Source organism: Kineococcus haloalkalitolerans (assembly GCF_050871905.1).
Lineage (GTDB): Bacteria > Actinomycetota > Actinomycetes > Actinomycetales > Kineococcaceae > Kineococcus.
Map to the genome: position 1 here is coordinate 35,289 of NZ_JBJLSH010000016.1, position 23,587 is coordinate 58,875.

20 protein-coding genes and 1 riboswitch are annotated in these 23,587 nt (G+C 74.8%); of the genes, 16 read left to right on the top strand and 4 right to left on the bottom strand.

What is annotated here, in order from left to right; genetic code table 11:
• Positions 1–122: 122 nt before the first annotated feature.
• The 8 genes from ACRYMY_RS08370 (at position 123) to ACRYMY_RS08405 (ending at position 7,595) form a co-directional block, all read left to right on the top strand.
• Positions 123–1,745, top strand: coding sequence for a peptide ABC transporter substrate-binding protein (locus ACRYMY_RS08370; RefSeq protein ID WP_432546843.1), 1,623 nt, complete (start codon positions 123–125; stop codon positions 1,743–1,745).
• 131 nt (positions 1,746–1,876) lie between these two features.
• On the top strand, positions 1,877–2,803 hold the full coding sequence (locus tag ACRYMY_RS08375; RefSeq protein ID WP_432546806.1) for an ABC transporter permease: 927 nt from the start codon (positions 1,877–1,879) through the stop codon (positions 2,801–2,803).
• Positions 2,796–3,752 (top strand): ABC transporter permease, encoded by a 957-nt coding sequence (locus ACRYMY_RS08380; RefSeq protein ID WP_432546807.1) that lies wholly within the window; start codon positions 2,796–2,798, stop codon positions 3,750–3,752. The genes ACRYMY_RS08375 and ACRYMY_RS08380 overlap by 8 nt, the downstream gene beginning before the upstream one ends.
• Positions 3,752–5,464: a dipeptide ABC transporter ATP-binding protein gene (locus tag ACRYMY_RS08385; RefSeq protein WP_432546808.1), complete on the top strand. Its 1,713-nt coding sequence runs from the start codon at positions 3,752–3,754 to the stop codon at positions 5,462–5,464. The genes ACRYMY_RS08380 and ACRYMY_RS08385 overlap by 1 nt, the downstream gene beginning before the upstream one ends.
• A gap of 70 nt (positions 5,465–5,534) precedes the next feature.
• Entirely contained in the window at positions 5,535–5,702 is a 168-nt protein-coding gene (locus ACRYMY_RS08390) for a hypothetical protein (protein WP_432546809.1), read from the top strand.
• Between the two features lie 126 nt (positions 5,703–5,828).
• On the top strand, positions 5,829–6,497 hold the full coding sequence (locus ACRYMY_RS08395; RefSeq protein WP_432546810.1) for a DUF3105 domain-containing protein: 669 nt from the start codon (positions 5,829–5,831) through the stop codon (positions 6,495–6,497).
• A gap of 10 nt (positions 6,498–6,507) precedes the next feature.
• Positions 6,508–7,179 (top strand): DUF305 domain-containing protein, encoded by a 672-nt coding sequence (locus ACRYMY_RS08400; protein ID WP_432546811.1) that lies wholly within the window; start codon positions 6,508–6,510, stop codon positions 7,177–7,179.
• Positions 7,176–7,595 (top strand): NUDIX domain-containing protein, encoded by a 420-nt coding sequence (locus ACRYMY_RS08405; protein WP_432546812.1) that lies wholly within the window; start codon positions 7,176–7,178, stop codon positions 7,593–7,595. Before ACRYMY_RS08400 ends, ACRYMY_RS08405 begins: the two co-directional genes overlap by 4 nt.
• 65 nt (positions 7,596–7,660) lie before the next feature.
• Here the strand turns inward: ACRYMY_RS08405 and ACRYMY_RS08410 are convergent, their stop codons facing one another.
• Positions 7,661–9,343 carry a BCCT family transporter gene (locus ACRYMY_RS08410; protein ID WP_432546813.1) on the bottom strand — a complete coding sequence of 561 codons (1,683 nt, stop codon included), beginning with the start codon at positions 9,341–9,343 and terminating at the stop codon, positions 7,661–7,663.
• A 178-nt stretch (positions 9,344–9,521) separates the two neighbouring features.
• On the opposite strand from ACRYMY_RS08410, the gene typA reads away from it, so the two are divergent.
• The 4 genes from typA (at position 9,522) to ACRYMY_RS08430 (ending at position 16,345) form a co-directional block, all read left to right on the top strand.
• Positions 9,522–11,414 (top strand): translational GTPase TypA, encoded by a 1,893-nt coding sequence (gene typA, locus ACRYMY_RS08415; protein ID WP_432546814.1) that lies wholly within the window; start codon positions 9,522–9,524, stop codon positions 11,412–11,414.
• Positions 11,415–11,477: 63 nt separating this feature from the next.
• On the top strand, positions 11,478–12,557 hold the full coding sequence (mshB, locus tag ACRYMY_RS08420) for an N-acetyl-1-D-myo-inositol-2-amino-2-deoxy-alpha-D-glucopyranoside deacetylase (RefSeq protein WP_432546815.1): 1,080 nt from the start codon (positions 11,478–11,480) through the stop codon (positions 12,555–12,557).
• Positions 12,558–12,835: 278 nt separating this feature from the next.
• The gene (locus ACRYMY_RS08425; RefSeq protein WP_432546816.1) at positions 12,836–14,755 is read left to right on the top strand and encodes an AAA family ATPase; all 1,920 of its coding nucleotides are present in this window, start codon (positions 12,836–12,838) and stop codon (positions 14,753–14,755) included.
• A gap of 116 nt (positions 14,756–14,871) precedes the next feature.
• Positions 14,872–14,982, top strand: a riboswitch (SAM riboswitch).
• A 58-nt stretch (positions 14,983–15,040) separates the two neighbouring features.
• On the top strand, positions 15,041–16,345 hold the full coding sequence (locus ACRYMY_RS08430; RefSeq protein ID WP_432546817.1) for an acyl-CoA dehydrogenase family protein: 1,305 nt from the start codon (positions 15,041–15,043) through the stop codon (positions 16,343–16,345).
• A 64-nt stretch (positions 16,346–16,409) separates the two neighbouring features.
• On the opposite strand, the gene ACRYMY_RS08435 is transcribed toward ACRYMY_RS08430, so the two are convergent.
• Both ACRYMY_RS08435 and ACRYMY_RS08440 read right to left on the bottom strand, forming a co-directional pair.
• Positions 16,410–17,090: an NADPH-dependent F420 reductase gene (locus tag ACRYMY_RS08435; protein WP_432546818.1), complete on the bottom strand. Its 681-nt coding sequence runs from the start codon at positions 17,088–17,090 to the stop codon at positions 16,410–16,412.
• Positions 17,091–17,161: 71 nt separating this feature from the next.
• Positions 17,162–18,238, bottom strand: a complete 1,077-nt coding sequence (locus ACRYMY_RS08440) for a GNAT family N-acetyltransferase (protein ID WP_432546819.1) — start codon at positions 18,236–18,238, stop codon at positions 17,162–17,164.
• Between the two features lie 95 nt (positions 18,239–18,333).
• Here ACRYMY_RS08440 and fdxA point away from each other — a divergent pair, with 95 nt between their 5' ends.
• From fdxA to ACRYMY_RS08460, 4 genes are all read left to right on the top strand, one after another.
• Positions 18,334–18,660 (top strand): ferredoxin, encoded by a 327-nt coding sequence (gene fdxA, locus ACRYMY_RS08445; RefSeq protein ID WP_432546820.1) that lies wholly within the window; start codon positions 18,334–18,336, stop codon positions 18,658–18,660.
• Positions 18,657–19,823, top strand: coding sequence for a succinyldiaminopimelate transaminase (gene dapC / locus ACRYMY_RS08450; protein ID WP_432546844.1), 1,167 nt, complete (start codon positions 18,657–18,659; stop codon positions 19,821–19,823). Before fdxA ends, dapC begins: the two co-directional genes overlap by 4 nt.
• Before the next feature lie 95 nt (positions 19,824–19,918).
• A complete protein-coding gene (locus tag ACRYMY_RS08455; protein ID WP_432546821.1) occupies positions 19,919–21,205 on the top strand; it encodes a citrate synthase in 1,287 nt (428 codons plus the stop codon).
• A 73-nt stretch (positions 21,206–21,278) separates the two neighbouring features.
• Positions 21,279–22,619 carry a DUF2254 domain-containing protein gene (locus tag ACRYMY_RS08460; RefSeq protein ID WP_432546822.1) on the top strand — a complete coding sequence of 447 codons (1,341 nt, stop codon included), beginning with the start codon at positions 21,279–21,281 and terminating at the stop codon, positions 22,617–22,619.
• A gap of 27 nt (positions 22,620–22,646) precedes the next feature.
• Here the strand turns inward: ACRYMY_RS08460 and ACRYMY_RS08465 are convergent, their stop codons facing one another.
• Positions 22,647–23,585 (bottom strand): hypothetical protein, encoded by a 939-nt coding sequence (locus ACRYMY_RS08465; RefSeq protein ID WP_432546823.1) that lies wholly within the window; start codon positions 23,583–23,585, stop codon positions 22,647–22,649.
• Between the last annotated feature and the right edge of the window lie 2 nt (positions 23,586–23,587).

Genomic DNA, 23,587 nt, shown 5'->3' on the forward strand with positions numbered 1-23,587 from the left:
CAACCTGCCCACGTGACGTGCCGACGAGGAGGAGCTGCACCGTGAGCAGCAACGACCAGGACGACAAGCCCACCCGCATCGGGATCGTCGCCGGCGGACCCGTCTTCTCCCGCCGCCAGGGCCTGCTCGGCGGTCTCGGGGTCGCCTCCGTCGCGGCGCTCGCGGCCTGCGGCTCCGACGACGAGGGCGGCACCGGCGAGGGCGGCGAGAACGGCGGCGGCGCGGCCGGCGAGGCGATCACCGCGAACGGCACCGAGCCGGAGAACCCGCTGCTCCCCTCGAACACCAACGAGGTCGGCGGCGGCCGGATCATCCAGAACATCTACGCGGGCCTGTGCTACTACGAGGCCGACGGCTCGGTGCAGAACGACCTCGCCGAGTCCATCGAGACCACGGACGCGCAGAACTACACGATCCGCATCCGCTCCGGCCAGACCTGGTCCGACGGCACGCCGGTCACGGCGCAGGACTTCGTCGACGCCTGGAACTACACCGCGCTGCTCACCAACGACCAGCTGCAGGCCTACTTCTTCTCGCCCATCCAGGGCTACGACGAGGTCCAGGCGGACCCGCCGACGGCCGAGACGATGTCCGGCCTGCAGGTCGTGGACGACACCACCTTCACCGTCGCGCTGACCGAGCCCGAGGGCGACTTCCCGCTGCGGCTCGGCTACTCGGCCTACTACCCGCTGCCCCCGTCGGCGTACGACGACCTGGAGGCCTTCGGGGAGAACCCCGTCGGCAACGGGCCGTACATGCTGGCCCAGGAGGGCGCCTGGCAGCACAACGTGCGCATCGACCTGGTGCCCAACGACAGCTACGACGGCCCCCGCGCCGCGCAGAACAGCGGCCTGGCCTTCATCTTCTACGAGAGCCAGGACGCGGCCTACGCGGACCTGACCTCCGGCAACCTGGACATCCTCGACCAGATGCCCGACTCGGCGCTGACGGTCTTCGAGTCCGACCTCGGCGAGCGCGCCGTGAACCAGCCGGCCGCCATCTTCCAGGCGTTCACCATCCCGCAGTACATGCCGGGCATGACCGGCGAGGCCGGCCAGCTGCGCCGGCGCGCGATCTCGCTGGCGATCGACCGGGAGACGATCTGCGAGCAGATCTTCTCGGGCACCCGCACCCCGGCCCGCGACTACACCTCGCCGGTCATCAACGGCTACAGCGACTCCATCGAGGGCAACGAGGTCCTGGACTACGACCCCGACCAGGCCGCTCAGCTGTGGCAGCAGGCCGAGGCGCTCGAGCCGTTCACCGGCAGCTTCGACATCGCCTACAACGCCGACGGCCCGCACCAGGGCTGGGTCGACGCGGTGACCGCGGGCCTGCGCCAGACGCTGGGCATCCAGTCCGAGGGCCGCCCGTACGCGACGTTCGCCCAGCTGCGCTCGGAGGTCAACGCCCGCAGCATCCAGACGGCGTTCCGCTCGGGCTGGCAGGCGGACTACCCGTCGCTGTACAACTTCCTCGGGCCGAACTACGGCACCGGCGGCAGCTCCAACGACGGCGACTACAGCAACCCGGAGTTCGACGCGCTGCTCGTGCAGGGCGGGTCGACCACCGACGTCGACCAGGCCGCGGAGCTGTGGAACCAGGCCCAGACGATCCTCTTCCAGGACCTGCCGGCGATCGCGCTGTGGTACCAGAACGTCAGCGCCGGTTCCGCCGAGACCGTGGAGAACGTCGAGTTCGGGTGGGACAGCCAGCCGCTGTACTACGAGGTCACCAAGGCCTGACGCACCCGGTCCGGGAGCCGCAGCGTCGCGGCTCCCGGACCACCCGGCCGGCGTCCGGCGGCCGGGCCACCCGACCGCTCGACCGGGGCGGCGCCCAGCCCTGAGCGCACCGCCCCGAGGAGGCCCCCGCCATGGCTTGGTACGTGGGGCGCCGTCTGCTGCAGATGGTGCCCGTCTTCTTCGGCGCGACGCTGCTCATCTACGCGCTGGTCTTCCTGCTCCCCGGCGACCCGATCGCCGCCCTGTTCGGCGACCGCGGCGTCAACGAGGCCACGGCCGCGCGGCTGCGCGCGCAGTACAACCTCGACCAGCCCTTCCTCGTGCAGTACCTGCTGTTCATCAAGGGCGTGCTGACCCTGGACTTCGGGCAGTCCTTCACCGGCCGGCCCGTCATCGACCTCATCGCCGACGCGTTCCCCGTCACGGTGAAGCTGGCGCTGGTCGCGCTCGCGGTCGAGGCCGTCTTCGGCATCGCCTTCGGCCTGCTGGCCGGCCTGCGCCGCGGCGGCTGGTTCGACTCCACGGTCCTGTTCGTCAGCCTCGTCGTCATCGGCGTCCCGGTCTTCGTCCTCGGCTTCGTCGCCCAGTTCCTCTTCGGGGTCAAGTGGGGGATCGTCAGCCCCACCGTGGGCGGTGACCCGGGCTTCACCGACCTGCTGCTGCCCGGCTTCGTGCTGGGCGCGCTGAGCTTCGCGTACGTGCTGCGGCTGACGCGGAACTCCGTGGCCGAGGGGCTGTCCGCCGACCACGTCCGCACGGCCACCGCCAAGGGCCTGTCGCGCCCGCGGGTGGTCACGGTGCACGTGCTGCGCAACTCCCTCATCCCCGTCGTGACGTTCCTCGGCGCGGACCTGGGCGCCCTCATGGGCGGTGCGATCGTCACCGAGGGCATCTTCAACGTGCCGGGCGTGGGCAACCTCGTCTACCAGTCGGTCATCCGCGGCGAGGGCCCGACCGTCGTGTCGGTCGTCACGATCCTCGTCATGGTCTACCTGCTCGCCAACCTCGTCGTGGACCTGCTCTACGCCGTCCTGGACCCGAGGATCCGCTATGTCTGACCGCCGCCCCACCGCCGTGCGCCCGGGGCAGGAGCGCTTCGTCGCCCCGCTGGAGGAGACGCCGCTGGCCGCGGTCGACGCGGTCGACGAGCAGGCCCCGCCGACCAGCCAGTGGGCCGACGCCTGGCGCCAGCTGCGCCGCCGGCCGCTGTTCATCGTCCCGAGCCTGATCATCCTGCTGCTCGTGGTGGTCTCGCTGTTCCCTTCGTGGTTCACCTCGGTGGACCCGCGCTTCGCCGACCTGAGCCGCTCGCTGGAGGGCCCGGCCGACGGGCACCCCCTCGGGTTCACCCAGCAGGGCACCGACGTGTACGCGCGCCTGGTCTTCGGAGCTCGCGCCTCGGTGAGCGTGGGGATCGTCGCCACGCTGCTGGTCGTCCTGGTGGGCGGCACCGTCGGTGCCCTGGCCGGCTTCTTCGGCGGCTGGCTGGACGCGGTGCTCTCGCGCCTGGCGGACGTCTTCTTCGCCATCCCGCTGCTGCTCGGCGGCATCATCCTGATGCAGATGCTCGACACCCGGAACAGCCTCACGGTGGCGCTCACGCTGTCCGTCTTCGGCTGGCCGCAGGTGGCGCGCATCATGCGCGGTTCGGTGCTGCAGGTGAAGACGCAGGAGTACGTCACGGCCGCGAAGTCCCTGGGCCTGTCGCGCGCCAAGACGCTCGTGAGGCACGTGGTGCCCAACGCGCTCGGGCCCGTGATCGTCGTCGCGACGATCTCGCTGGGCACGTTCATCGCGGCCGAGGCGACGCTGTCCTTCCTCAGCATCGGCCTGCCGCCGAACATCGTCTCCTGGGGCGGGGACATCAGCCGTGCCCAGGCCACGCTGCGCACCGACCCGTGGGTGCTGCTGTGGCCGGCGATGGGCCTGTCGCTGACCGTCCTCAGCTTCCTCATGCTCGGCGACGCGCTGCGCGACGCCCTCGACCCGAAGGGGCGGACCCGCTGATGAGCGCGCCCACCACCGGCGGCGCGACCGCGCCCCTGCTGCAGGTGCGCGACCTGCACGTCGACTTCTCCTCCGGCGGCCGGGCCGTGCACGCCGTCCGCGGCGCGGACCTGACCGTCTACCCCGGGCAGACCGTGGCGATCGTCGGCGAGTCCGGCTCCGGCAAGTCGACCACCGCCCAGGCCGTCATCGGCCTGCTGCCCGGCAACGGGAAGGTCGTGCGCGGGGAGGTCCACTTCGACGGCAAGGACATCGCGCACGCCTCCAAGCGCGAGTTCGTCAACCTGCGCGGCAAGCACATCGGGCTCGTGCCGCAGGACCCGATGTCCAACCTCAACCCCGTGTGGACGATCGGCTTCCAGGTCCGCGAGGCGCTGGCCGCCAACGGGCTGGCCAAGGGCCGCGCCGCCAAGCAGCGCGCCGCGGAGCTGCTGGCCGAGGCCGGCCTGTCCGACGCCGACCGCCGCCTGAAGCAGTACCCGCACGAGTTCTCCGGCGGCATGCGCCAGCGCGCCCTCATCGCCATCGGCCTGGCCTCGCGGCCGCGGCTGCTCATCGCCGACGAGCCCACCTCGGCGCTCGACGTCACCGTGCAGCGGCAGATCCTCGACCACCTCGACGGGCTGACCGACCAGCTGGGCACGGCCGTCCTGCTCATCACCCACGACCTGGGGCTGGCCGCCGAGCGCGCCGAGCACCTGGTCGTCATGTACAAGGGCCAGGTCGTCGAGTCCGGACCGGCGCTGCAGATCCTGCAGGACCCGCAGCACCCGTACACGCAGCGCCTGGTCAGCGCCGCCCCCTCGCTGGCCTCGCGCCGCCTGGAGTCCTCCGCGCCGCGCGCGGAGGTCGTCGAGCACGCCCACCGGGCGCACGAGGCCGCCGTGGCCGGCAGCTCCGTGGGCGTCGAGGAGACCCCGGACGTCATCGAGGTCGAGAACCTCACGAAGGTCTTCACGCTGCGCGGCGCCGGCCCGCGCGGGGAGAAGCTCAAGGCCGTCGACGACGTCAGCTTCGCCGTCCGGCGGGGCACCACGACGGCGGTGGTGGGCGAGTCGGGCTCGGGCAAGTCGACGGTGGCGCAGATGGTGCTCAACCTGCTGCCGGCCACCTCCGGCACCGTGCGCTTCGACGGCGTCGACATCACGACGCTGGACCGGCGGCAGCAGTTCGACTTCCGCCGCCGCGTGCAGCCGATCTTCCAGAACCCGTACGGCTCGCTGGACCCCTCGTTCAGCATCTACCGCACGATCGAGGAGCCGCTGCGCGTCCACGGCATCGGCGACGCGGCCTCGCGCGAGGCGCGCGTGCGCGACCTGCTCGACAAGGTGGCCCTGCCGGCGGCGACGATCCGGCGCTACCCCAACGAGCTGTCGGGCGGGCAGCGCCAGCGCGTGGCCATCGCCCGCGCGCTGGCCCTCCAGCCGGAGGTCGTCGTCTGCGACGAGGCCGTCAGCGCCCTGGACGTCCTCGTGCAGGGGCAGATCCTCACCCTCCTCAACGACCTGCAGGCCGAGCTGGGGCTGACGTACCTGTTCATCACCCACGACCTGGCCGTCGTCCGGCAGATCGCCGACGACGTCGTCGTCATGGAGAAGGGGCGCCTGGTCGAGGCGGCGAGCACCGAGCGGGTGTTCGCGGCCCCGGAGCAGGCGTACACGCGGGCGCTGCTCGACGCGATCCCCGGCGGGAAGATCGAGCTGGGCCGCTGAGGCGCTGAGCCGGGCGGGGCGCGCCCCGCCCGGCGAGACCGCGCGGGCCTCGAGCGCCTATGGTGTCGGGATGCTCGTGGTCCTCGGCACCGTCGCCGCCGCGGTCGTGGTCGGCATCGTCGTCGTGGCGTGGCGCACCAGCCCCCGCCACCGGGTGGACGCGGCCCTCGCCCACCCGCGTCCGGCGCACCGGGAGTGGGCGCGCCGCGAGGAGCAGCTGCGCCGCCGCCGTCCCTGACGGGCGCGTCCGTCCCCGGACCGCCGGGGGTGTCCCTCGCCACACCGCGCCGGTGAACGCCGCGGCCGCGCCCGTCGTTGCAGACTGGGGAGCCGCCACCTCCGGCGGCCGTGCGAGAGGGAGACGATGGCCGACAGGCAGGACGAGCGCACCGGGCAGGCCGGGAAGACCGGCCGGGCGGGCACCGGAGGCGGCCGCGAGGCGCGCGCGGCGCGGGTGGCCGCCATGCAGCGCGAGGAGCGCGCGCGGGCGCGCCGGCGCACCCTGCTCGTCGTGGCCGTGCCCACCGTGCTGGTGCTGGGGATCGCCGCCGCGGTCACCGCGGTGATCGTGCGTCAGCCGGACCCGCCGTCCCTGGACGCGGTGAGCACCTCCACCTACAGCAACGCCGAGCTGCACACCGAGGACCCGCAGGACTACGCCGAGAGCCCGCCGGTCGGCGGGCCGCACCACCCCGTGTGGCAGAACTGCGGGGTCTACGAGGAGCCGGTCCAGGACGAGCACGCGGTGCACAGCATGGAGCACGGCGCCGTCTGGATCACCTACCGCCCGGACCTGCCCGCCGAGCAGGTCGAGCAGCTGCGCGACGCCGTCTCCGGCCGCCCGTACACGCTGCTGTCGCCGCGCGACGGCCTGCCCTCCCCGGTCGTGCTGTCCGCCTGGAACCACCAGCTGACCCTCGAGAGCGTCGACGACCCGCGGATCAGCGCCTTCCTGGCCCGCTTCGTGCAGGGCGAGCAGACCCCCGAGCCGGGCGCCCTGTGCACCAACGGCACCGGCACCCCGGCGGCCTGACGCACCGATCGTGAGCGCCCGCACCGTCCTGGTGGCCCTCGTCGGCCTGCTGACCGCCCTGCTCGCCGGTGTCCTGCTGGGCCGGGCGCTGCCGACCGCGCCGGGCGGGCAGTCCGTCGACGTCGGCTTCGCCCACGACATGTCCACCCACCACCAGCAGGCCGTCGCGATGGCCTTCGACGCGGTGCAGCGGGCCCCCAGCGCGGAGGTGCGCCAGCTCGCGGTCGACATCTCCTCCACCCAGACCAACCAGGTGGGGCGGATGCAGCAGCTGCTGCTGGTGTGGGGCCAGCCGCTGACCTCCAGCGCGCCCGTCATGGCGTGGATGACCGGCACCGACACCCACGCCCGGCACCTGGAGCAGCTGGAGGAGGGCCGCACCATGCCGGGCATGGCCACGGCGGCCGAGCTGGCGGAGCTCGGGGAGCTGGAGGGCGCGGAGTACGAGGTGCGGTTCCTGCAGCTGGTGCTGCGCCACCACCGCGGCGGGCTGGAGATGGCGCAGGTGGGGGCCGAGCGCGCGACGACGGAGCAGGTCCGGCGCCTGGCCGGTGCCATCGCCACCAGCCAGGCCGGAGAGTCGCAGCTGCTGGAGCGCTACCTCGCCGAGCGCGGCGCGCAGCCGCTGCCCGACCCCGTGACCGACCCCGCCGCCGAGCCCGCTGCGGGCGGTGCCGGGTGACGCGCCTGGTGGTGGGCGCCGCGCTCGTGGACGACCTGGAGCGCCCGCACGTGCTGCTGGCGGCCCGCCGCAGCGCCCCGCCGGCCCTGGCCGGGCGCTGGGAGCTGCCCGGCGGGAAGGTCGAGCCGGGGGAGGAGCCGCGCGCGGCCCTGCACCGCGAGCTGCGCGAGGAGCTGGGCGTGGCGGTGCGGCTGGGCGCTGAGGTCCTCCCGCCGCGGCCGGCCGGCTGGCCGCTGGGCGGCGACCTGGTGATGCGCGTGTGGTGGGCGCTGGTCACCGAGGGGGAGCCAGCGTGCCTGGCCGACCACGACCGGCTGCTGCGGCTGGAGCTGGGCTCCTGGGGGGACGTGGACTGGCTGCCCGGGGACGTGCCGCTGGTGGCGGCGATGCAGGAGCTGGCCGCGGCCACGGGGTAGGGCCGGCGGCCGCCGGGTGGGGCCGTGCGCAGCGACGCTGCCGCGCACGGCCGGGCCGGCTCCGGTCAGTCCCGCCCGGGGTCCTGAGCGGTGCGGGCGGCGCCGTCCGAGGGCGCCGCGGCGGTGGCCGCCGTGGCCCCGCGCCCCGTCGGGGTGGTGTCGCGCAGGAAGCCCGCGGGCGGCGAGGCGGGGTCGCTGCGCAGGTCCTTGGCCAGGGCCACGCACAGCGCCACCATGACCACCAGGAACGGCGCCGCCACGATGATCGCGATGTTCTGCAGGGCGGTGATGGACGAGTCGTCGCCCGTCGCGCCGCCGACCCACAGCAGGATGGCCGCCGTCGCGCCGATCAGCAGCGCCCAGACCACCGTGACGAGGCGGTTCGGCTCGTCGGCGCCCTGGGAGCTGAGCGAGCTCATGACGAGGCTCGCCGAGTCGGCGCTGGTCACGAAGTAGATGACGATCATGACCATGACGAGCAGCGAGCTGACGGCCGACAGCGGCAGCGAGTCCAGCAGCGCGAAGAACTGGCTCTCCTGGGCGGTGATGCCCGCCAGGTCCAGCCCCTCGATCATCTGCGCGTGCAGGGCGGTCCCGCCCAGCACGGAGAACCACAGGACCGCGATGACGCTGGGGGCCGCGACGACGCCCAGGACGAACTGGCGGATGGTGCGGCCGCGCGAGATGCGGGCCAGGAAGCTGCCGACGAAGGGCGCCCACGACATCCACCACGCCCAGTAGAAGATCGTCCAGCCGGTCAGCCACTCGGTGCCGCCGTAGGCGCCGGTGCGGAAGGAGATCCGCGGCAGCTGCGTGAGGTAGTTGCCGGTGGCGGTGGGCGCGAGGTTGAGGATGAAGACCGTCGGGCCGACGACGAAGAGGAACAACAGCAGCACGACCGACAGCACCATGTTGGTGTTGGACAGCCACTTGATGCCGCGCTGGATGCCGCTGAAGGCCGACAGCGTGAAGCAGGCGGTCAGGACGACGACGATGAGGACCTGGGTGGTGGCGGTGATCGGGACACCGAAGACGGCGTCCAGACCGCCGTTGATCTGCGCGGCGCCGAGCCCCAGCGAGGTGGCGGTGCCGAACAGGGTGGCGAAGATGGCCAGGACGTCGATGACCTTCGCCGGGCCGGTGCGCCCGCGCAGCAGCGGCGCGAAGGGCGCGGAGAAGCCGCCGGTGCGGCCCTTGCGGTACCAGGCGTAGGCCAGCGCGAGGCCGACGACGGCGTAGATGGACCACGGGTGCAGCGCCCAGTGGAACAGGCTGTAGACCATCGAGTACCGCTCGGCCTCGGGGGTGAGCGGCTGGATGTTGGCCTCCGGCACCGTCGAGAGGTGCGAGATCGGCTCGCTGACGCCGTAGAAGAGCAGGCCGATGCCCATGCCGGCGCTGAACATCATCGCGAACCACGAGACGGTCGAGAACTCCGGGCGCTCGTCGTCGCGGCCGAGGCGGATCTTGCCGTGGCGCGAGAGCATGAGCCAGAACGAGAAGCCGACGAAGCCGGTGGCGCCCAGGACGAACGCCCAGCCGAAGTTGGTGGTCAGCCAGCTGAGGACGCCGCCGGTGACGTCGGCGAAGCGCTCGGTGAACAGCAGGGCGACGGCGAGGAACACGGCCACGGCGGCCGCGCTGACCGCGAAGACGACCCGGTCCAGCGGGTAGCGGGACGGGGTCGCCGGGGTCTGCTCCGAGGGTGCGTGAGGGGTCGGGTCACGGTGCTCCGGTGGCGCTGACATGTGCTCAAGGGTTGCACGAGATCGGCACGCCTACCCCACGAGCACCGTCCCAAACACACCTCGTCCGCGGCGTCGTCGCAGGTCAGCGCCGTGTGCCTGGATGCACAGGTCGGGGGGCGCGCCGGGCGCCGCTAGACTGGGGCGTCCCCACCCCTCTGCAGCGAGCGAGACTCCCCCCATGCCCCTGAGCACCCGCCACGACCTGCGCAACGTCGCGATCGTCGCCCACGTCGACCACGGCAAGACGACGCTCGTCGACGCGATGCTGTGGCAGTCCGGTGCCTTCCGCGTGGGCTCCGACGTCGCCGACCGGGTCATGGACTCCGGCGACCTCGAGCGCGAGAAGGGCATCACGATCCTCGCGAAGAACACCTCGGTGCGCTACGCGGGCCCCGGTGCCCCCGAGGGCGGCATGACCATCAACATCATCGACACCCCCGGCCACGCCGACTTCGGCGGCGAGGTCGAGCGCGGCCTGTCCATGGTCGACGGCGTCGTCCTGCTCGTGGACGCCTCCGAGGGCCCGCTGCCGCAGACCCGCTTCGTCCTGCGCAAGGCGCTGGCGGCCGGCATGCCCGTCGTCATCGTCGTCAACAAGGTCGACCGCCCCGACGCGCGCATCGCCGCAGTCGTCGAGGAGAGCTACGACCTGCTGCTGGACCTCGCCGCCGACGCCGAGGGCGTCGACGCCGACAAGCTGCTCGAGGTCCCCGTCGTCTACGCCTCGGCGAAGAACGGGCGCGCCTCGCTGAACCAGCCGGCCGACGGCGGGCTGCCGGACTCCGAGGACCTCGTCCCGCTGTTCCAGACCATCCTCGAGACCGTCCCGGCGCCGACCTACGACCCCGAGACGCCGCTGCAGGCGCACGTCACCAACCTCGACGCCTCCCCGTTCCTGGGCCGCCTGGCGCTGCTGCGCGTGCACTCCGGTGAGCTCGTCAAGGGCCAGCAGGTCGCCTGGTGCAAGCACGACGGCACCATCGAGCGGGTCAAGGTCACCGAGCTGCTGGTCACCGAGGCCGTCACCCGCGTGCCCGGGGAGAAGGCCGGCCCGGGCGACATCGTGGCCGTCGCCGGCATCGAGGGCATCACCATCGGCGAGACCCTCGCCGACGCCGACGACCCGCGCCCGCTGCCGCTCATCACGGTCGACGAGCCGGCCATCTCGATGGTCATCGGCATCAACACCTCGCCCATGGCCGGTCGCGTCAAGGGCGCCAAGGTCACCGCGCGCCTGGTCAAGGACCGCCTGGAGAAGGAGCTCGTCGGCAACGTCTCCATCCGCGTCCTGCCGACCGAGCGCCCCGACGCCTGGGAGGTCCAGGGCCGCGGCGAGCTGGCGCTGGCGATCCTCGTGGAGCAGATGCGCCGCGAGGGTTACGAGCTGACCGTCGGCAAGCCGCAGGTCGTCCTGCGCCGGGACGAGGACGGCAAGGTCCTCGAGCCGTTCGAGAACCTGACGATCGACTGCCCCGAGGAGTACCTCGGCCCGATCACCCAGCTCCTCGCCGCGCGCAAGGGCCGCATGGAGACGATGACCAACCACGGCACCGGCTGGGTGCGCATGGAGTTCTACGTCCCCTCCCGCGGCCTCATCGGCTTCCGCACCGAGTTCCTCACCGACACCCGCGGCACCGGCATCGCGCACGCGCTCTTCGCCAAGTACGACCACTGGGCCGGTGACATCCGCACCCGCCAGTCGGGCTCGCTGGTCGCCGACCGCGCCGGCGTGGCCACCGCCTTCGCGATGACCAACCTGCAGGAGCGCGGGCAGCTGTTCGTCGAGCCCACCGCCGAGGTGTACGAGGGCATGATCGTCGGGGAGAACTCCCGCGCCGACGACATGGACGTCAACATCACCAAGGAGAAGAAGCTCACCAACATGCGCTCGTCCACCTCGGACGAGTTCGAGCGCCTGGTGCCGCCGCGCCACCTGTCGCTGGAGCAGTGCCTGGAGTTCTGCCGCGAGGACGAGTGCGTCGAGGTGACCCCGGAGGCCGTGCGCATCCGCAAGGTCGAGCTCGACGCCTCCCAGCGCGCCAAGTCCGCCTCCCGCGCACGCCGCGCCTGAGCCGGGTCGCCGCGGCCCGGGCTCCCGGGCTGCGGTGATCCGCGGCCGCGGGAGGATGGGGGCATGACGACGACGCCGCAGCCGCCCCAGCCGCCGGACGAGCCGGACCGCACGCCCGAGGGCGCGGCGGGGGCGGGCACGCTCGGGCGCGACCCCCTGGAGGTCGCCGCCGACGCGGTCGACGACGCCGCCGGCGCGCTGCAGCCGGAGGAGCTCGCCGCCATGGAGCGCCTCGACCAGCCGCGGCGCGTGCTGTTCGTGCACGCCCACCCCGACGACGAGAGCATCGGCAACGGCCTGACGATCGCCCGCTACGCCGCCGCCGGCGCGGGCGTCACGCTGCTGACGGCGACCCGCGGCGAGCAGGGGGAGGTCATCCCCGCCGAGCTCGCCGGGCTGGGCCCGGACGAGCTGGCCGAGCACCGCACGCGCGAGCTGGCCGCCGCCACCGAGGCCCTCGGCGTGGACGACCACCGCTTCCTCACCCGCCCCGACGGCTCCGGCTACCGCGACTCCGGGATGGTCTGGCTGGCCCCGGGCGTCGCCGGCACGGGCGAGGACCTCGACCCGCGCGCCCTGACCGCCGCCGACGTCGAGGAGGTCGCCGAGCGGGTCGCCGAGGTGGTGCGCGAGGTGCGTCCGCAGGTCGTCGTCACCTACGAGCCGGGCGGCGGGTACGGCCACCCCGACCACGTGCGCGTCGCGGAGGCGACCCGCCGGGCCCTCGTCCTGGCCGCCGGGGACCGCCACGACGGCTCGGTGCCCTGGCAGGTGGCCAAGGTCTACGAGACCGTCCAGCCGGAGTCGCTGACCCGCGCGGCCCTGCGCGCCCTGGCCGCGGCCGGGCTGGCGGACGTGCCCGACCCGGACGGCCCGCTGCCGTCGGTGGTCGTGCCCGACGAGGAGGTGACCACGGCCGTGGACGGCGCCGAGCACGTGGCCGCCAAGCTGGCCGCGCTGCGCGCGCACGCCTCGCAGGTGACGGTCGACCTGGAGGGCCGCGAGCCGGTGATGCGGCTGTCCAACCGGGTGCCGCAGCCGGTCCTGCCCGTGGAGCACTTCCGGCTCGTGCACGGCGTGGCGAGCGGCCCGTTCGACGACGCCGGCCGCGAGACGGACCTGTTCGCCGGCGTCGCTCTGTGAACCGCCGCCGCTGACTCGGCGCGTCCGTGCCCGCCCGGTGGCGCGGATGCGCCGGACTGCTCCGGACGGGTGAACCCGGTCCTCCGAACCGGTCACGGACGGTGGCCGTCCGGCAGCGCGGCGGGTTGGCTGGCTCCGCGGCCCGGTGCTCCGACCGGGCCGGACGAGAGGAGCAGCCGGTGGCGCCGAAGGCCGAGCCCGTACGGGGTGGACCGGGTCGAGCGGGTGGACCGGGCGCGGGTCCGCGGCGCGGCCGCGACGCCGGCGACGTCGGGCGGGTGCGCGAGGCCCACCGCCGCCGCCGCACCACGCTGGCGCTGCTCGCCGTCCTCGCGCTCGTCCTCGTCGTCGACGTGCGCCTGGCGCTGGGCCTGCCGCTCGTCCCGGCGCTGCCGGCCGTGGACCCGCTCTACGTCATGGCGGGCCTCTTCTTCGCCCTGCTCATCGTGCTGCTGCTGGGGCAGACGCTCGTCGCCGGCCGCTCCCCGCACGTGCTGTACCGCCCCGAGCAGATCGACGTGACCCTGGACGACGTCAAGGGCCTGGGCCCGGTCAAGGAGGACGTCGAGCGCAGCCTCGACCTGTTCCTGGGCGCGCGCAGCTTCCGCCGCGACATGGGCGGCCGGCCCCGCCGCGGCCTGCTGTTCGAGGGCCCGCCCGGCACGGGCAAGACGCACATGGCCAAGGCCATGGCCCGCGAGGCGGGCGTGCCGTTCCTCTTCGTCTCCGCGACCTCGTTCCAGTCGATGTGGTACGGCGCGACGGCCCGCAAGGTCCGCTCCTACTTCAAGGCCGTGCGCCGCGCGGCCCGCGCCGAGGGCGCCGCCGTCGCCTTCATCGAGGAGATCGACGCCATCGCCGGCGCGCGCGGCGGCATGTCCTCGGCCACAGCGCTGGCCACGCCCCTGGAGGCCGCCCCCGCCAGCGCCGGGGTGCTCTCCTGCGGGGGCCTGTCCGGGCTGGAGCGGCTCGTGACCGGCATGGCCGGCGCGGGCGGCGCGCCCGCCCCGGTGCGCGTGGAGCGCCTGGCCAGCAGCGAGGGCGCCAGCGGCGTCGTCAACGAGCTGCTCGTGCAGATGCAGTCCTTCGACGAGCCGACGGCCGGGGAGCGGCTGCGCGGCGCGCTGGTCGACCTGGCCAACCGCTTCCTGCCCGAGGGCCGCCGGCTGCGCCGCCCGCGCACCGAGCCCGCCGAGGTCCTCGTCGTCGCCGCGACCAACCGCGCCGACGCCCTCGACCCCGCGCTGCTGCGCCCCGGCCGCTTCGACCGCCGCCTGGCCTTCGGCCTGCCCGACAAGGCGGCCCGGCGCGAGCTGGTGGACCACTTCCTGGCCCGCAAGGCCCACGAGCCGGCCCTCGACGAGGCTGAGCGCCGCGACGCGCTGGCCGGCGTCACCTCCGGCTACAGCCCCGTGATGATCGAGAACCTGCTCGACGAGGCCCTCGTCAACGCCGTGCGCCGCGGCGGCGACGGGATGTCGTGGGCGGACCTGGAGCACGCGCGCCTGGTCACCGAGGTCGGCCTGGGCCAGCCCGTCGGCTACACCGCGCACGAGGCGCGGCTCATCGCCACGCACGAGGCCGGGCACGCCGTCGTGGCCCACCTCGTCGCCCCGCACCGGCGCCTGGACGTCCTGACGATCGTCAAGCGCGCCAGCGCCCTCGGGCTGCTCGCCCACGGCGACGTCGAGGACGTCTACACGCGCTCGCGCTCGGAGCTGGCCGGGCTCATCCGCATCGCCTTCGGCGGGCAGGTGGCCGAGGAGCTGTTCTTCGGCGACGTGTCCACGGGCCCCTCCGGCGACCTGCAGGCCGCCACGACGACGGCCGCGCAGATGGTGGGGGCTGCCGGGATGGCCGGGACGCTGGTCTCCTTCGCGGCGGTGCAGAACGGCGCGTTCGCCGACGGCAACCTCGTCTCCCGGGTCCTGGGCGACGCCGAGGGCCGTCGCCTGGTCGAGGCGCTGCTGGCCGAGCAGAAGGAGGCCGTGCGCGAGCTGCTGGGGCGCCACCGCCACCTGGTGGCCGCCCTGCGCGACGCGCTGCTGGAGCGCCACGAGCTCATCGGCCACGAGATCACCGACGTGCTCGCGGCCGCCGCGCACGAGCCCGCTGCCGACGCGGCCGGCGGGCCCGAGCGGGTGCTGGACCTGCGCGACGGGGCGGTCCTGCCCACCGGCCCGCGCCCGCCCGCCTGACCCGCCCGCTCGCCCCGGCCCGCGCGCCCCGCCCCGCCCGCCGGGGTCCGGGGCGCGCGGCGCTCAGCCGCGGCGCTGCTCGACAGCGCCGGTGCGCTCGTGGCACGCTCCGCGCAGGTCATGAGCGCCAGCGCCAAGCCCCGGCTCGCTGGCCGGCAACCCTCCACGTCGTGGGGTGCCCCGGGTGATGACCTGACCTGGTGCTGACGCACGGGTAAGGACGGGCGCTCGCACGACACCTCCCGGGCCGACGCACCTCAGCGTCCACGACCGGAGGAGCAACGGGTGAGCACCGCCACCGACGACCAGACCACCGAGCGCACGAGCGCCGGGCCGGACGCCGCGCAGCGGCTCGCCGCCGTGCGGGAACGGCTGCGGCCGCTGCTGGAGCGGATCGCCGAGGGCACCGTGCAGCGCGAGCGCGGCCACGTCCTGCCCCGCGAGCAGGTGCGCGAGCTGCTGGACGCCGGGTTCGGCCGGCTGCGGGTGCCCGTCGAGGAGGGCGGGGAGGGGCTGGACGTGCGCGGGCTGGCCGAGGTCCTCGTCGACGTGGCCGCCGCCGACCCGAACCTGCCGCAGGTCTTCCGCGGCCACCTGGCCTGGGTCGAGCACCTGCTGTCCCTGCCGGCGGGGGAGTACCGCACCCGCTGGGTCGAGCGCGTCGTGGCCGGTGAGCTGGTCGGCAACGCCTGGAGCGAGACGGGCGACGCCGCGACCGGGAAGCAGCAGACCGTGGTGACCCGGCGCGACGGGCGCTGGGTCGTCGACGGCCGCAAGTACTACACGACCGGCACGATCTTCGCCGACTGGACGGACGCGACCGCGCGGCGCCTCGCCGGGGACGGCACCGAGGAGGTCGTCACCGTCCTCGTGCGCACCGACCAGCCGGGCGTGCGGGTCAGCGACGACTGGGACGGCTTCGGGCAGCAGCTGACCGGCACCGGCACCCTCGTGCTGACCGGCGCGGTGGTCGAGGACGAGGACGTCGCCTCCTTCACCGACCGCTTCCGCTACCAGACGGCCCTGTACCAGCTGGTGCTGCTCGCCGTCCTCGCCGGCGTCGCCGAGGCCGTCGAGCGCGACACCGGCGCGCAGGTGCGCTCGCGCACCCGCAGCTACACGCACGGCTTGGCGCCGCTGGTGCGCCACGACGCGCAGGTCCTCGCCGTCGCCGGAGAGGTCTCGGCCACCGCCTTCACCGCGCGCGCCCTCGTGCGCTCGGCCGCCGAGGCCGTGCAGGCGGCCGCCGACACCGCCCACGAGCGCGGCTCGGCCGCCGACCGCGCCGCCAACGTGGAGGCGGAGGTGCGCACGGCGCAGGCGCAGGTCGTGCTGTCGGAGAGCGTGCCGCGCGCCGCGACCCTGCTGTTCAACACCCTGGGCGCCTCGGCGACCAGCCGGGCGCGGGCCCTGGACCGGCACTGGCGCAACGCCCGCACCGTCGCCTCGCACAACCCGGTGATCTACAAGCAGCGCATCGTGGGGGACTGGTCGGTCAACGGCACCGAGCCGCCGTTCGTCTGGGACGTCGGCACGCACGCCTCCGTGGACGCGGCGGCCGTGCGGGCCGCCGAGGGCGCCCGCGGCTGAGGCCGGACGGCGACGACCTGCGCCCCAGCCGCGGGAGCGGCGGGGGCGCCGGTCGTCGCCGGTGTCAGCGCACCGAGCGGTCGGCGCGCTCCAGCAGCGGCAGCAGGTCCTCGCGGGTGGTGCGGCGCGGCCGCTCGGGGTCGCCGTCCTCGGTGTACGCGCCGGCGTAGGCGGGCTGGTCGCGCTGGAAGCGCCAGCTGTCGGCCAGGGAGCCGGTGTCGAGCACGTCGTAGCCCAGGGAGTCCAGGAAGGCGGCGACGACCCGCTCGGCGTCCTCGTCGTCCCCGGCGGTCAGCAGCGTCGTCCGCTCCGGCGAGCCCGCCGGGCGCTGCAGGACGCCGAGGTTCGCGGCGAAGATGTTGTTGAACGCCTTGACGACCCGGGCGCCGGGGAAGTGGCGCTGCACGAGCTCGCTGGTCGTCAGCTCGTGGCTGTCCAGCTCGGCGGTGTCGCCGTCGCGCTCCGGGTAGTAGTTGCAGGTGTCGACGACGACCTTCCCGGCCAGCAGGTCCGTCGGCAGGTCCCGCACGCGGCCCAGCGGGATGGTCAGCACCACCAGGTCCCGCGCCGCCGCGGCCTCCTCGACGGTGCCGGCGCGCGCCCGGGGGCCCAGCTGCCCGACGAGGTCCGCCAGCGACGCCGGGCCGCGCGAGTTCGCCACGACGACGTCGTGGCCGGCGTCGACCGCCAGCCGCGCGACGGTGCTGCCGATGTTGCCGCTGCCGATGATCCCGATCTCGCTCACGGTCCCTGCAAGGCGCCGCGGGGGCGGGGTGTTCCCGCGGCGCGACGTGGCGCGACGTGCCGCGACGGGCCTCAGGGACCCGGGCGCACCCGGTAGTGGTAGGCGTGGTGCACCCCGAAGCCGGCCCCCTCGTACAGGGCGCGGGCGCCCGCGTCCTCCGCGGCCACCTGCAGGAACGCCGAGACGGCCCTGTGCGCGCGGCCGGAGCCGGCCACCTCGGCCAGCAGCCGGCGGGCCAGCCCGCGCCGCCGGTGGGACGGGGCCACCTCCACGGCCGACACGCCCAGCCAGCCCGCGCCGAGGGACCCGCGCGCCACGGCCACGACGGCGCCGTCCTCGACGACCCGCGCGAACACCTGCGCGTCGGCGGAGGCCAGCACCCGCAGCCCCGCCGGCGGCACCGCCGGCCCGCCGCGGTGGTGGTACCCGGCCAGCCACTGCTCGTCGGGCTCCGCGGTGGACACGACCGAGCACCCGGCCGGCAGCGGCACCTCGCCCGGGCCGGGCAGGTCGTCCACGGCGGCGGTCAGCACCAGCGTCGGGGTGTCCACCGCCCAGCCGAGCGCGGCCAGCTCCCGCGCCACCTCCGGCGCGTCCGGTCCGTCGGGCGCCGTGCCCGCGGCGTGCGGGACGGCCACCCGGGCCGGCAGGCCGCGCCGGGCGTAGAAGGCCTCCACCGCGGCGACCGCCTCGTGCAGCGGGACGCCGGGCGAGCCCAGGGCCAGCGCCGAGTTCGCCCGCCCGGTGAAGCCGCCGGCCGCCCGCAGCCGCCAGCCGCCGAGGCGCTCGACCTCGTGCGGGCGCCAGTGCGCGGCCGCCACCAGCTCCAGCTCCTCCACGCCGACGGCCTCGTGCGGCGCCGCGCGGGACCGGCGCGGCGCCCGGGGCGCCGGCGGCGGGGGCACGGCCTTGCCGGCCAGCAGGTCCGCGCGCCGGACGGTGACCTCGCCGCGGCGGGTGCGCACCACCAGGCGCTCGGAGTCGGCGGCGAGCAGCTCGCCCAGCGCGTCGGCGGCCGAGCCGTCGTCGCGGCGGTGGCGCAGCACCACCCGCGCGCCCGGCACCAGCTCGTGCGGGCGCAGCACGTGGCGCGCCCGCAGGCCGCCGCCCGGCTCCCCGTCGACCCCCGCGCCCAGCCCGCCGCTCACCCGTCCGACCCCCTCCACCTGCCGCCCGCGCGGCCGTCGGGGATACTAGGCGGCGGTCGTGCCCGGCCCGGAGGGCCGGAGGAGGAGGGACGCTCGTGACCTACGTCATCGCCCAGCCGTGCGTGGACGTCAAGGACAAGGCGTGCATCGAGGAGTGCCCCGTCGACTGCATCTACGAGGGCAAGCGTGCGCTGTACATCCACCCCGACGAGTGCGTGGACTGCGGGGCCTGCGAGCCCGTGTGCCCCGTCGAGGCCATCTACTACGAGGACGACGTCCCCGAGCAGTGGTCGGCGTTCACCGCCGCCAACGTCGAGTTCTTCGACCAGATCGGCTCCCCGGGCGGGGCCGCCAAGCTGGGGGAGATCGACGCCGACCACTCGCTCGTGAAGTCCCTGCCCCCGCAGGGCGGGGAGAGCTGAGCGCGCGCGGGGCGGCGCTGCCGGACTTCCCCTGGGACTCGCTGGCCGCGGCCGCCGCGCGCGCCCGCGCCCACCCCGGCGGGATCGTCGACCTGTCGGTCGGCACGCCCGTGGACCCCACGCCCGCCGTGGTCGCCGACGCGCTGCGCTCGGCGGCCGACGCCCCCGGCTACCCGCAGACGTGGGGCACGCCGGCGCTGCGCGAGACCGTCAGCGCCTGGTACGCCCGCCGGCGCGGGGTGGACGGCGTCGACCCGGACGGGGTGCTGCCCACGGTCGGCTCCAAGGAGCTCGTCGCGTGGCTGCCCACCCTCCTGGGGCTGGGGCCCGGTGACGTGGTCGCGCACCCGCCGGTTGCCTACCCCACCTACGACGTGGGGGCCCGGCTGGCGCGGGCCCGCCCGGCCGCGGCGGGCACGGTCGACGAGCTCGACGAGCTCGCCGCGGGCCTGGCGGCGTCGGGGGAGCGGCTGGGCCTGCTGTGGCTGAACTCGCCGTCCAACCCCACCGGCGCCGTCCTGGACGTGCCGGAGCTGGCCGCCGTGGTGCGCTGGGCCCGCGAGCGCGGCGTCGTCGTGGCCAGCGACGAGTGCTACGCCGAGCTGGGCTGGGACGCCGCGCACGACACGACGCGCGGCGGGCTGGTGCCCTCGGTGCTCGACCCCCGCGTCTGTGGCGGTGATCACACCGGGCTGCTGTCGGTGTACTCGACGTCCAAGCAGTCCAACCTCGCCGGCTACCGCGCGGCGTTCGTCGCCGGCGACCCGGCGCTGGTGCGCGACCTGCTGGCCGTGCGCAAGCACGCCGGGATGATCGTGCCGTGGCCGGTGCAGGTGGCGCTGGCGACCGCGCTGGCCGACGACGCGCACGTGGACGCCCAGCGCGAGCGCTACCGCGCCCGCCGCGACGTGCTGCTGCCGGCGTTGCGGCGCAGCGGGTTCCGCGTCGACGCCTCGGGCGCCGGGCTGTACCTGTGGAGCACCCGCGAGGAGGACTGCCGCACCACGGTCGACGCCCTGGCCGGACGCGGCGTGCTCGTGGCGCCCGGGGACTTCTACGGCCCGGCCGGCGCGCGGCACGTGCGGGTGGCGTTGACGGCCACCGACGAGCGCGTCGCGCAGGTCCCGGACCGGCTCGCGGACCTCGCCGGGCCCACCGCCTGAGGACGCGGGCCCAGCCGGTCCGCGGGGCCCCGCGCGAGCGGAGCGTGAGGGACCTGTGTCGCACCCGTGCCCGCCCGGCGGGTACGGTCGGCCGCATGGTGGACTCCGTGACGCTGAAGCACGCAGGTGGCGAGCTGGACCTCCCCGTGACGCCTGCGGCGGAGGGCACCTCCGGCTTCGCGATCAGCTCCCTCATGAAGGAGACCGGCCTCGTCACGCTCGACGCCGGCTTCACCAACACCGCCTCCTGCACCTCCGCGATCACCTACATCGACGGTGACGCGGGGATCCTGCGCTACCGCGGCTACCCGATCGAGCAGCTGGCCGAGCGCTCCAGCTTCCTGGAGACCTCCTACCTGCTCATCCACGGCGAGCTGCCCAGCGCCGAGCAGCTGGAGGCCTTCACCGCCCGGGTCCAGCGGCACACGCTGCTGCACGAGGACCTCAAGCGCTTCTTCGACGGCTTCCCGCGCGACGCGCACCCGATGCCCGTGCTCTCCAGCGCCGTCAGCGCCCTGTCGACCTTCTACCCCAACAGCCTCGACCCGTTCGACGACGAGCAGGTGGAGCTGTCCACCGTCCGCCTGCTGGCGAAGCTGCCGACCATCGCGGCGTACGCGTTCCGCAAGAGCCAGGGCCAGCCGCTGCTGTACCCGGACAACCGGCTGGGCCTGGTGGAGAACTTCGCCCGCATGTCGTTCGGCAACCCCGCCGAGGACTACGAGCTGGACCCGGTGATGGTCAAGGCGCTCGACCAGCTGCTGGTCCTGCACGCCGACCACGAGCAGAACTGCTCCACCTCCACGGTCCGGCTGGTGGGCTCCGGGCAGGCGAACCTGTTCGCGTCCATCTCCGCGGGCATCCACGCCCTGTCGGGGCCGCTGCACGGCGGCGCCAACTCCGCCGTCCTGGACATGCTCGACCACATCCGCACCTCCGACGACGACGTCGACACGTTCATGACGCGGGTCAAGAACAAGGAGAAGGGCGTGCGCCTGATGGGCTTCGGCCACCGGGTGTACAAGAACTACGACCCGCGCGCGGCCATCGTGAAGAAGACCGCCGACGAGGTCCTGTCGAAGCTGGGCAAGCGCGACGAGCTGCTGGACATCGCCATGCGCCTGGAGGAGATCGCGCTCAACGACGACTACTTCGTCGAGCGCAAGCTGTACCCGAACGTCGACTTCTACACCGGCATCATCTACAAGGCGATGGGCTTCCCCACGCGGATGTTCACCGTCCTGTTCGCCCTGGGCCGCCTGCCCGGCTGGATCGCCCAGTGGCGCGAGATGATCAACGACCCGGCCACGAAGATCGGCCGCCCCCGCCAGGTGTACGTGGGCGCGACCGAGCGCGAGTACGTGGACGTCGCCCAGCGCTGACGGGGACCGGCGGACGGGGACCCGCCCCGTCCGCGGTGCGCGTGCCGCGGACCGCAGCGGGTACCTGCCGGGTGTGACGCTCCGCGGGTCCGGCCGCTCCAACGCCGAGGGGTCCCGCTCACCGCTGTGGCTGTGGCCCGCGGTGAGCGGTGCCGGCGCCTTCGCCGCCGCTCTGGTGCTGCGCGGGTGGCGGCCGGCGGACGGCCCCCTGGCCTCCCTGTGGCCCGGCGACGCGTCGTCGGCGACCGCGGTGCTGCAGGCGCTGCTGGCCGGGGTCGTCACCGCCACGACGATGACCTTCAGCCTCACCGTGGTGGCCCTGCAGCTGGCCTCCCAGCAGTTCTCGCCCCGGCTGCTGCGCCAGTTCACGCGCGACCCGGTCACCAAGCGCGTGCTGTCCGTCCTCACCGGGACCTTCGTCTACGCCTCGACGGTCCTCGCCGCCGTGCGCAGCGACCGGCCGCTGCCCGAGCCGGCCCTGCTGCTGGCGCACCTGCTCGGCCTGGTGTCCTTCGGCGCCCTCGTCGCCTTCGTCGCGCACATCGCCACCGCCGTGCGCGTCGACACGATGATGAAGGCCGTCCACACAGAGACCGACCGCGCCATCAGCGCCTTCTACGCCGAGCACGGGACCGCCACGTCCGGCCCCGACCTGGACCCGCGCGGCCCCGGGCGCACCGTCACCGCCCCCACCAGCGGCTTCGTGGAGCAGACCGACGTGCAGCGCCTGCTGGGGGCGGCCGCCGAGCGGGACGGCCTCGTGCGCGTGGAGGTGCGCGCGGGGGACCTCGTGACGCGCGGCGCGCCGCTGGGCACCGTCTGGTCGCGGTCCCCGGGCGCGGCGGACGCCGACCTGGAGGCCCTCGCCGCCGCGCTGCGCGAGGCCGTCCGGCTCGGCTACGAGCGCACGCTGGAGCAGGACGCCGCCTTCGGGTTCCGGCAGCTGGAGGACATCGCGGTCAAGGCGGTCTCGCCGGCCGTCAACGACCCCGTCACCGCCGTCACGGCCTTCGGGCACCTGGGCGACCTGCTCGTCCGGCTGACCGGGAGGCGCCTGGGCGGGACCGTGCACGCCGACGACACGGGGGTCGGGCGCGTCCTCGTCCCCGACCGCGACCTGCGCTACTACCTGGACCTGGCGTGCGGGCAGGCGCGCCGCTACGGCCGCTCCGAGCCCACCGTGCTCGTCGGCCTCCTGCGGATGCTGCGCGACGTGGCCGCCTCCTGCCGCGACGACGACCAGCGCGCCGAGGTGGCGCGCGCCGCCCGGCTGGTGCGCGGTGAGCTGGACGAGGCGGTGCAGCCGGACGACGCGGCCGCCGTCGACGACCTGCTGGACCGCGTGGAGCTGGCGCTGGCCGGGCGGGTCGTCGAGGCCTTCGACGACCGCAGCGGCAGCACCCGCTCGGTGTGAGGACCCCGCGGGGGTCCGGGCGGGCCCTCAGGCCGACACGCGCACCCGCACGGTGCCCGTCGGCAGGGGCTCGGACGCGTCGGCCCAGGCGCCGCCGTCGGCGCGCACCCACGCCGAGGAGGCGACGACGACCTCCGTCACCCCGTACCCGTCGGCCGAGGCGACCGCCCAGCCGCCCAGCGCCCACGCCTGCCGCGCGGCCTCCTCACCCTCGCCCAGCGCGTACTCCAGCACCAGGCCGTTCTCGCCGGCGACCAGCTGCGGCTCCACGGCGCTGACCTGCTGCGCCACGGCGTCGCGCACCCGCTGCGCCCGCAGCGAGGGGGTCGCGTCGTCGCCGAGCGCGCCCAGCGCCTCCGGCTCGCGCAGCCGGCACGTGAAGCCCGCCGGCGTCCAGCCCGTCAGCGCCGAGGCCACCAGCCGCGCCTCGGCCTCGTGGTCGCCGTAGGCCTCGGGGAAGGCGCTGCGCTGCACGCGCTGCGCGGCCACGGTGACCTCCACGTCCCGGTAGCCGTCGACCCGCACCAGCTCGTCGTAGAAGGCGTTCGTCGCGTACACGGGGTCCTGGACCTGCTCGGGCGTCCCCCAGTCCTGCGAGGGCCGCTGCTGGAACAGCCCCAGGGAGTCGCGGTCGCCGTGGTCGAGGTTGCGCAGGCCGGACTCCTGCACGACGGTCGCGATCCCGATCGTCGCCGCCCGCGCCGGCAGCCCGCGCAGCACCGAGATCCCCACGACGGTGGCGGCGTTGCCCGCCTGCTCGGGCGACATCGACGTCGACTCCCCGGCGACGGTGGCGCGGCAGCGCTCGCGCAGGACGGGCGCGTCGTCGTCGCGGGCCAGCCACACGCCGGTCGCGGCCAGCGCCACGACGACGGCCAGGAGCGCGCCCAGGCCCAGCACGAGCGGGCGCAGCCGCCGGGCGCGCCGGTTGCGCGCGGGCGCCGACGCCGGCGGCCGCGCCCGCACCC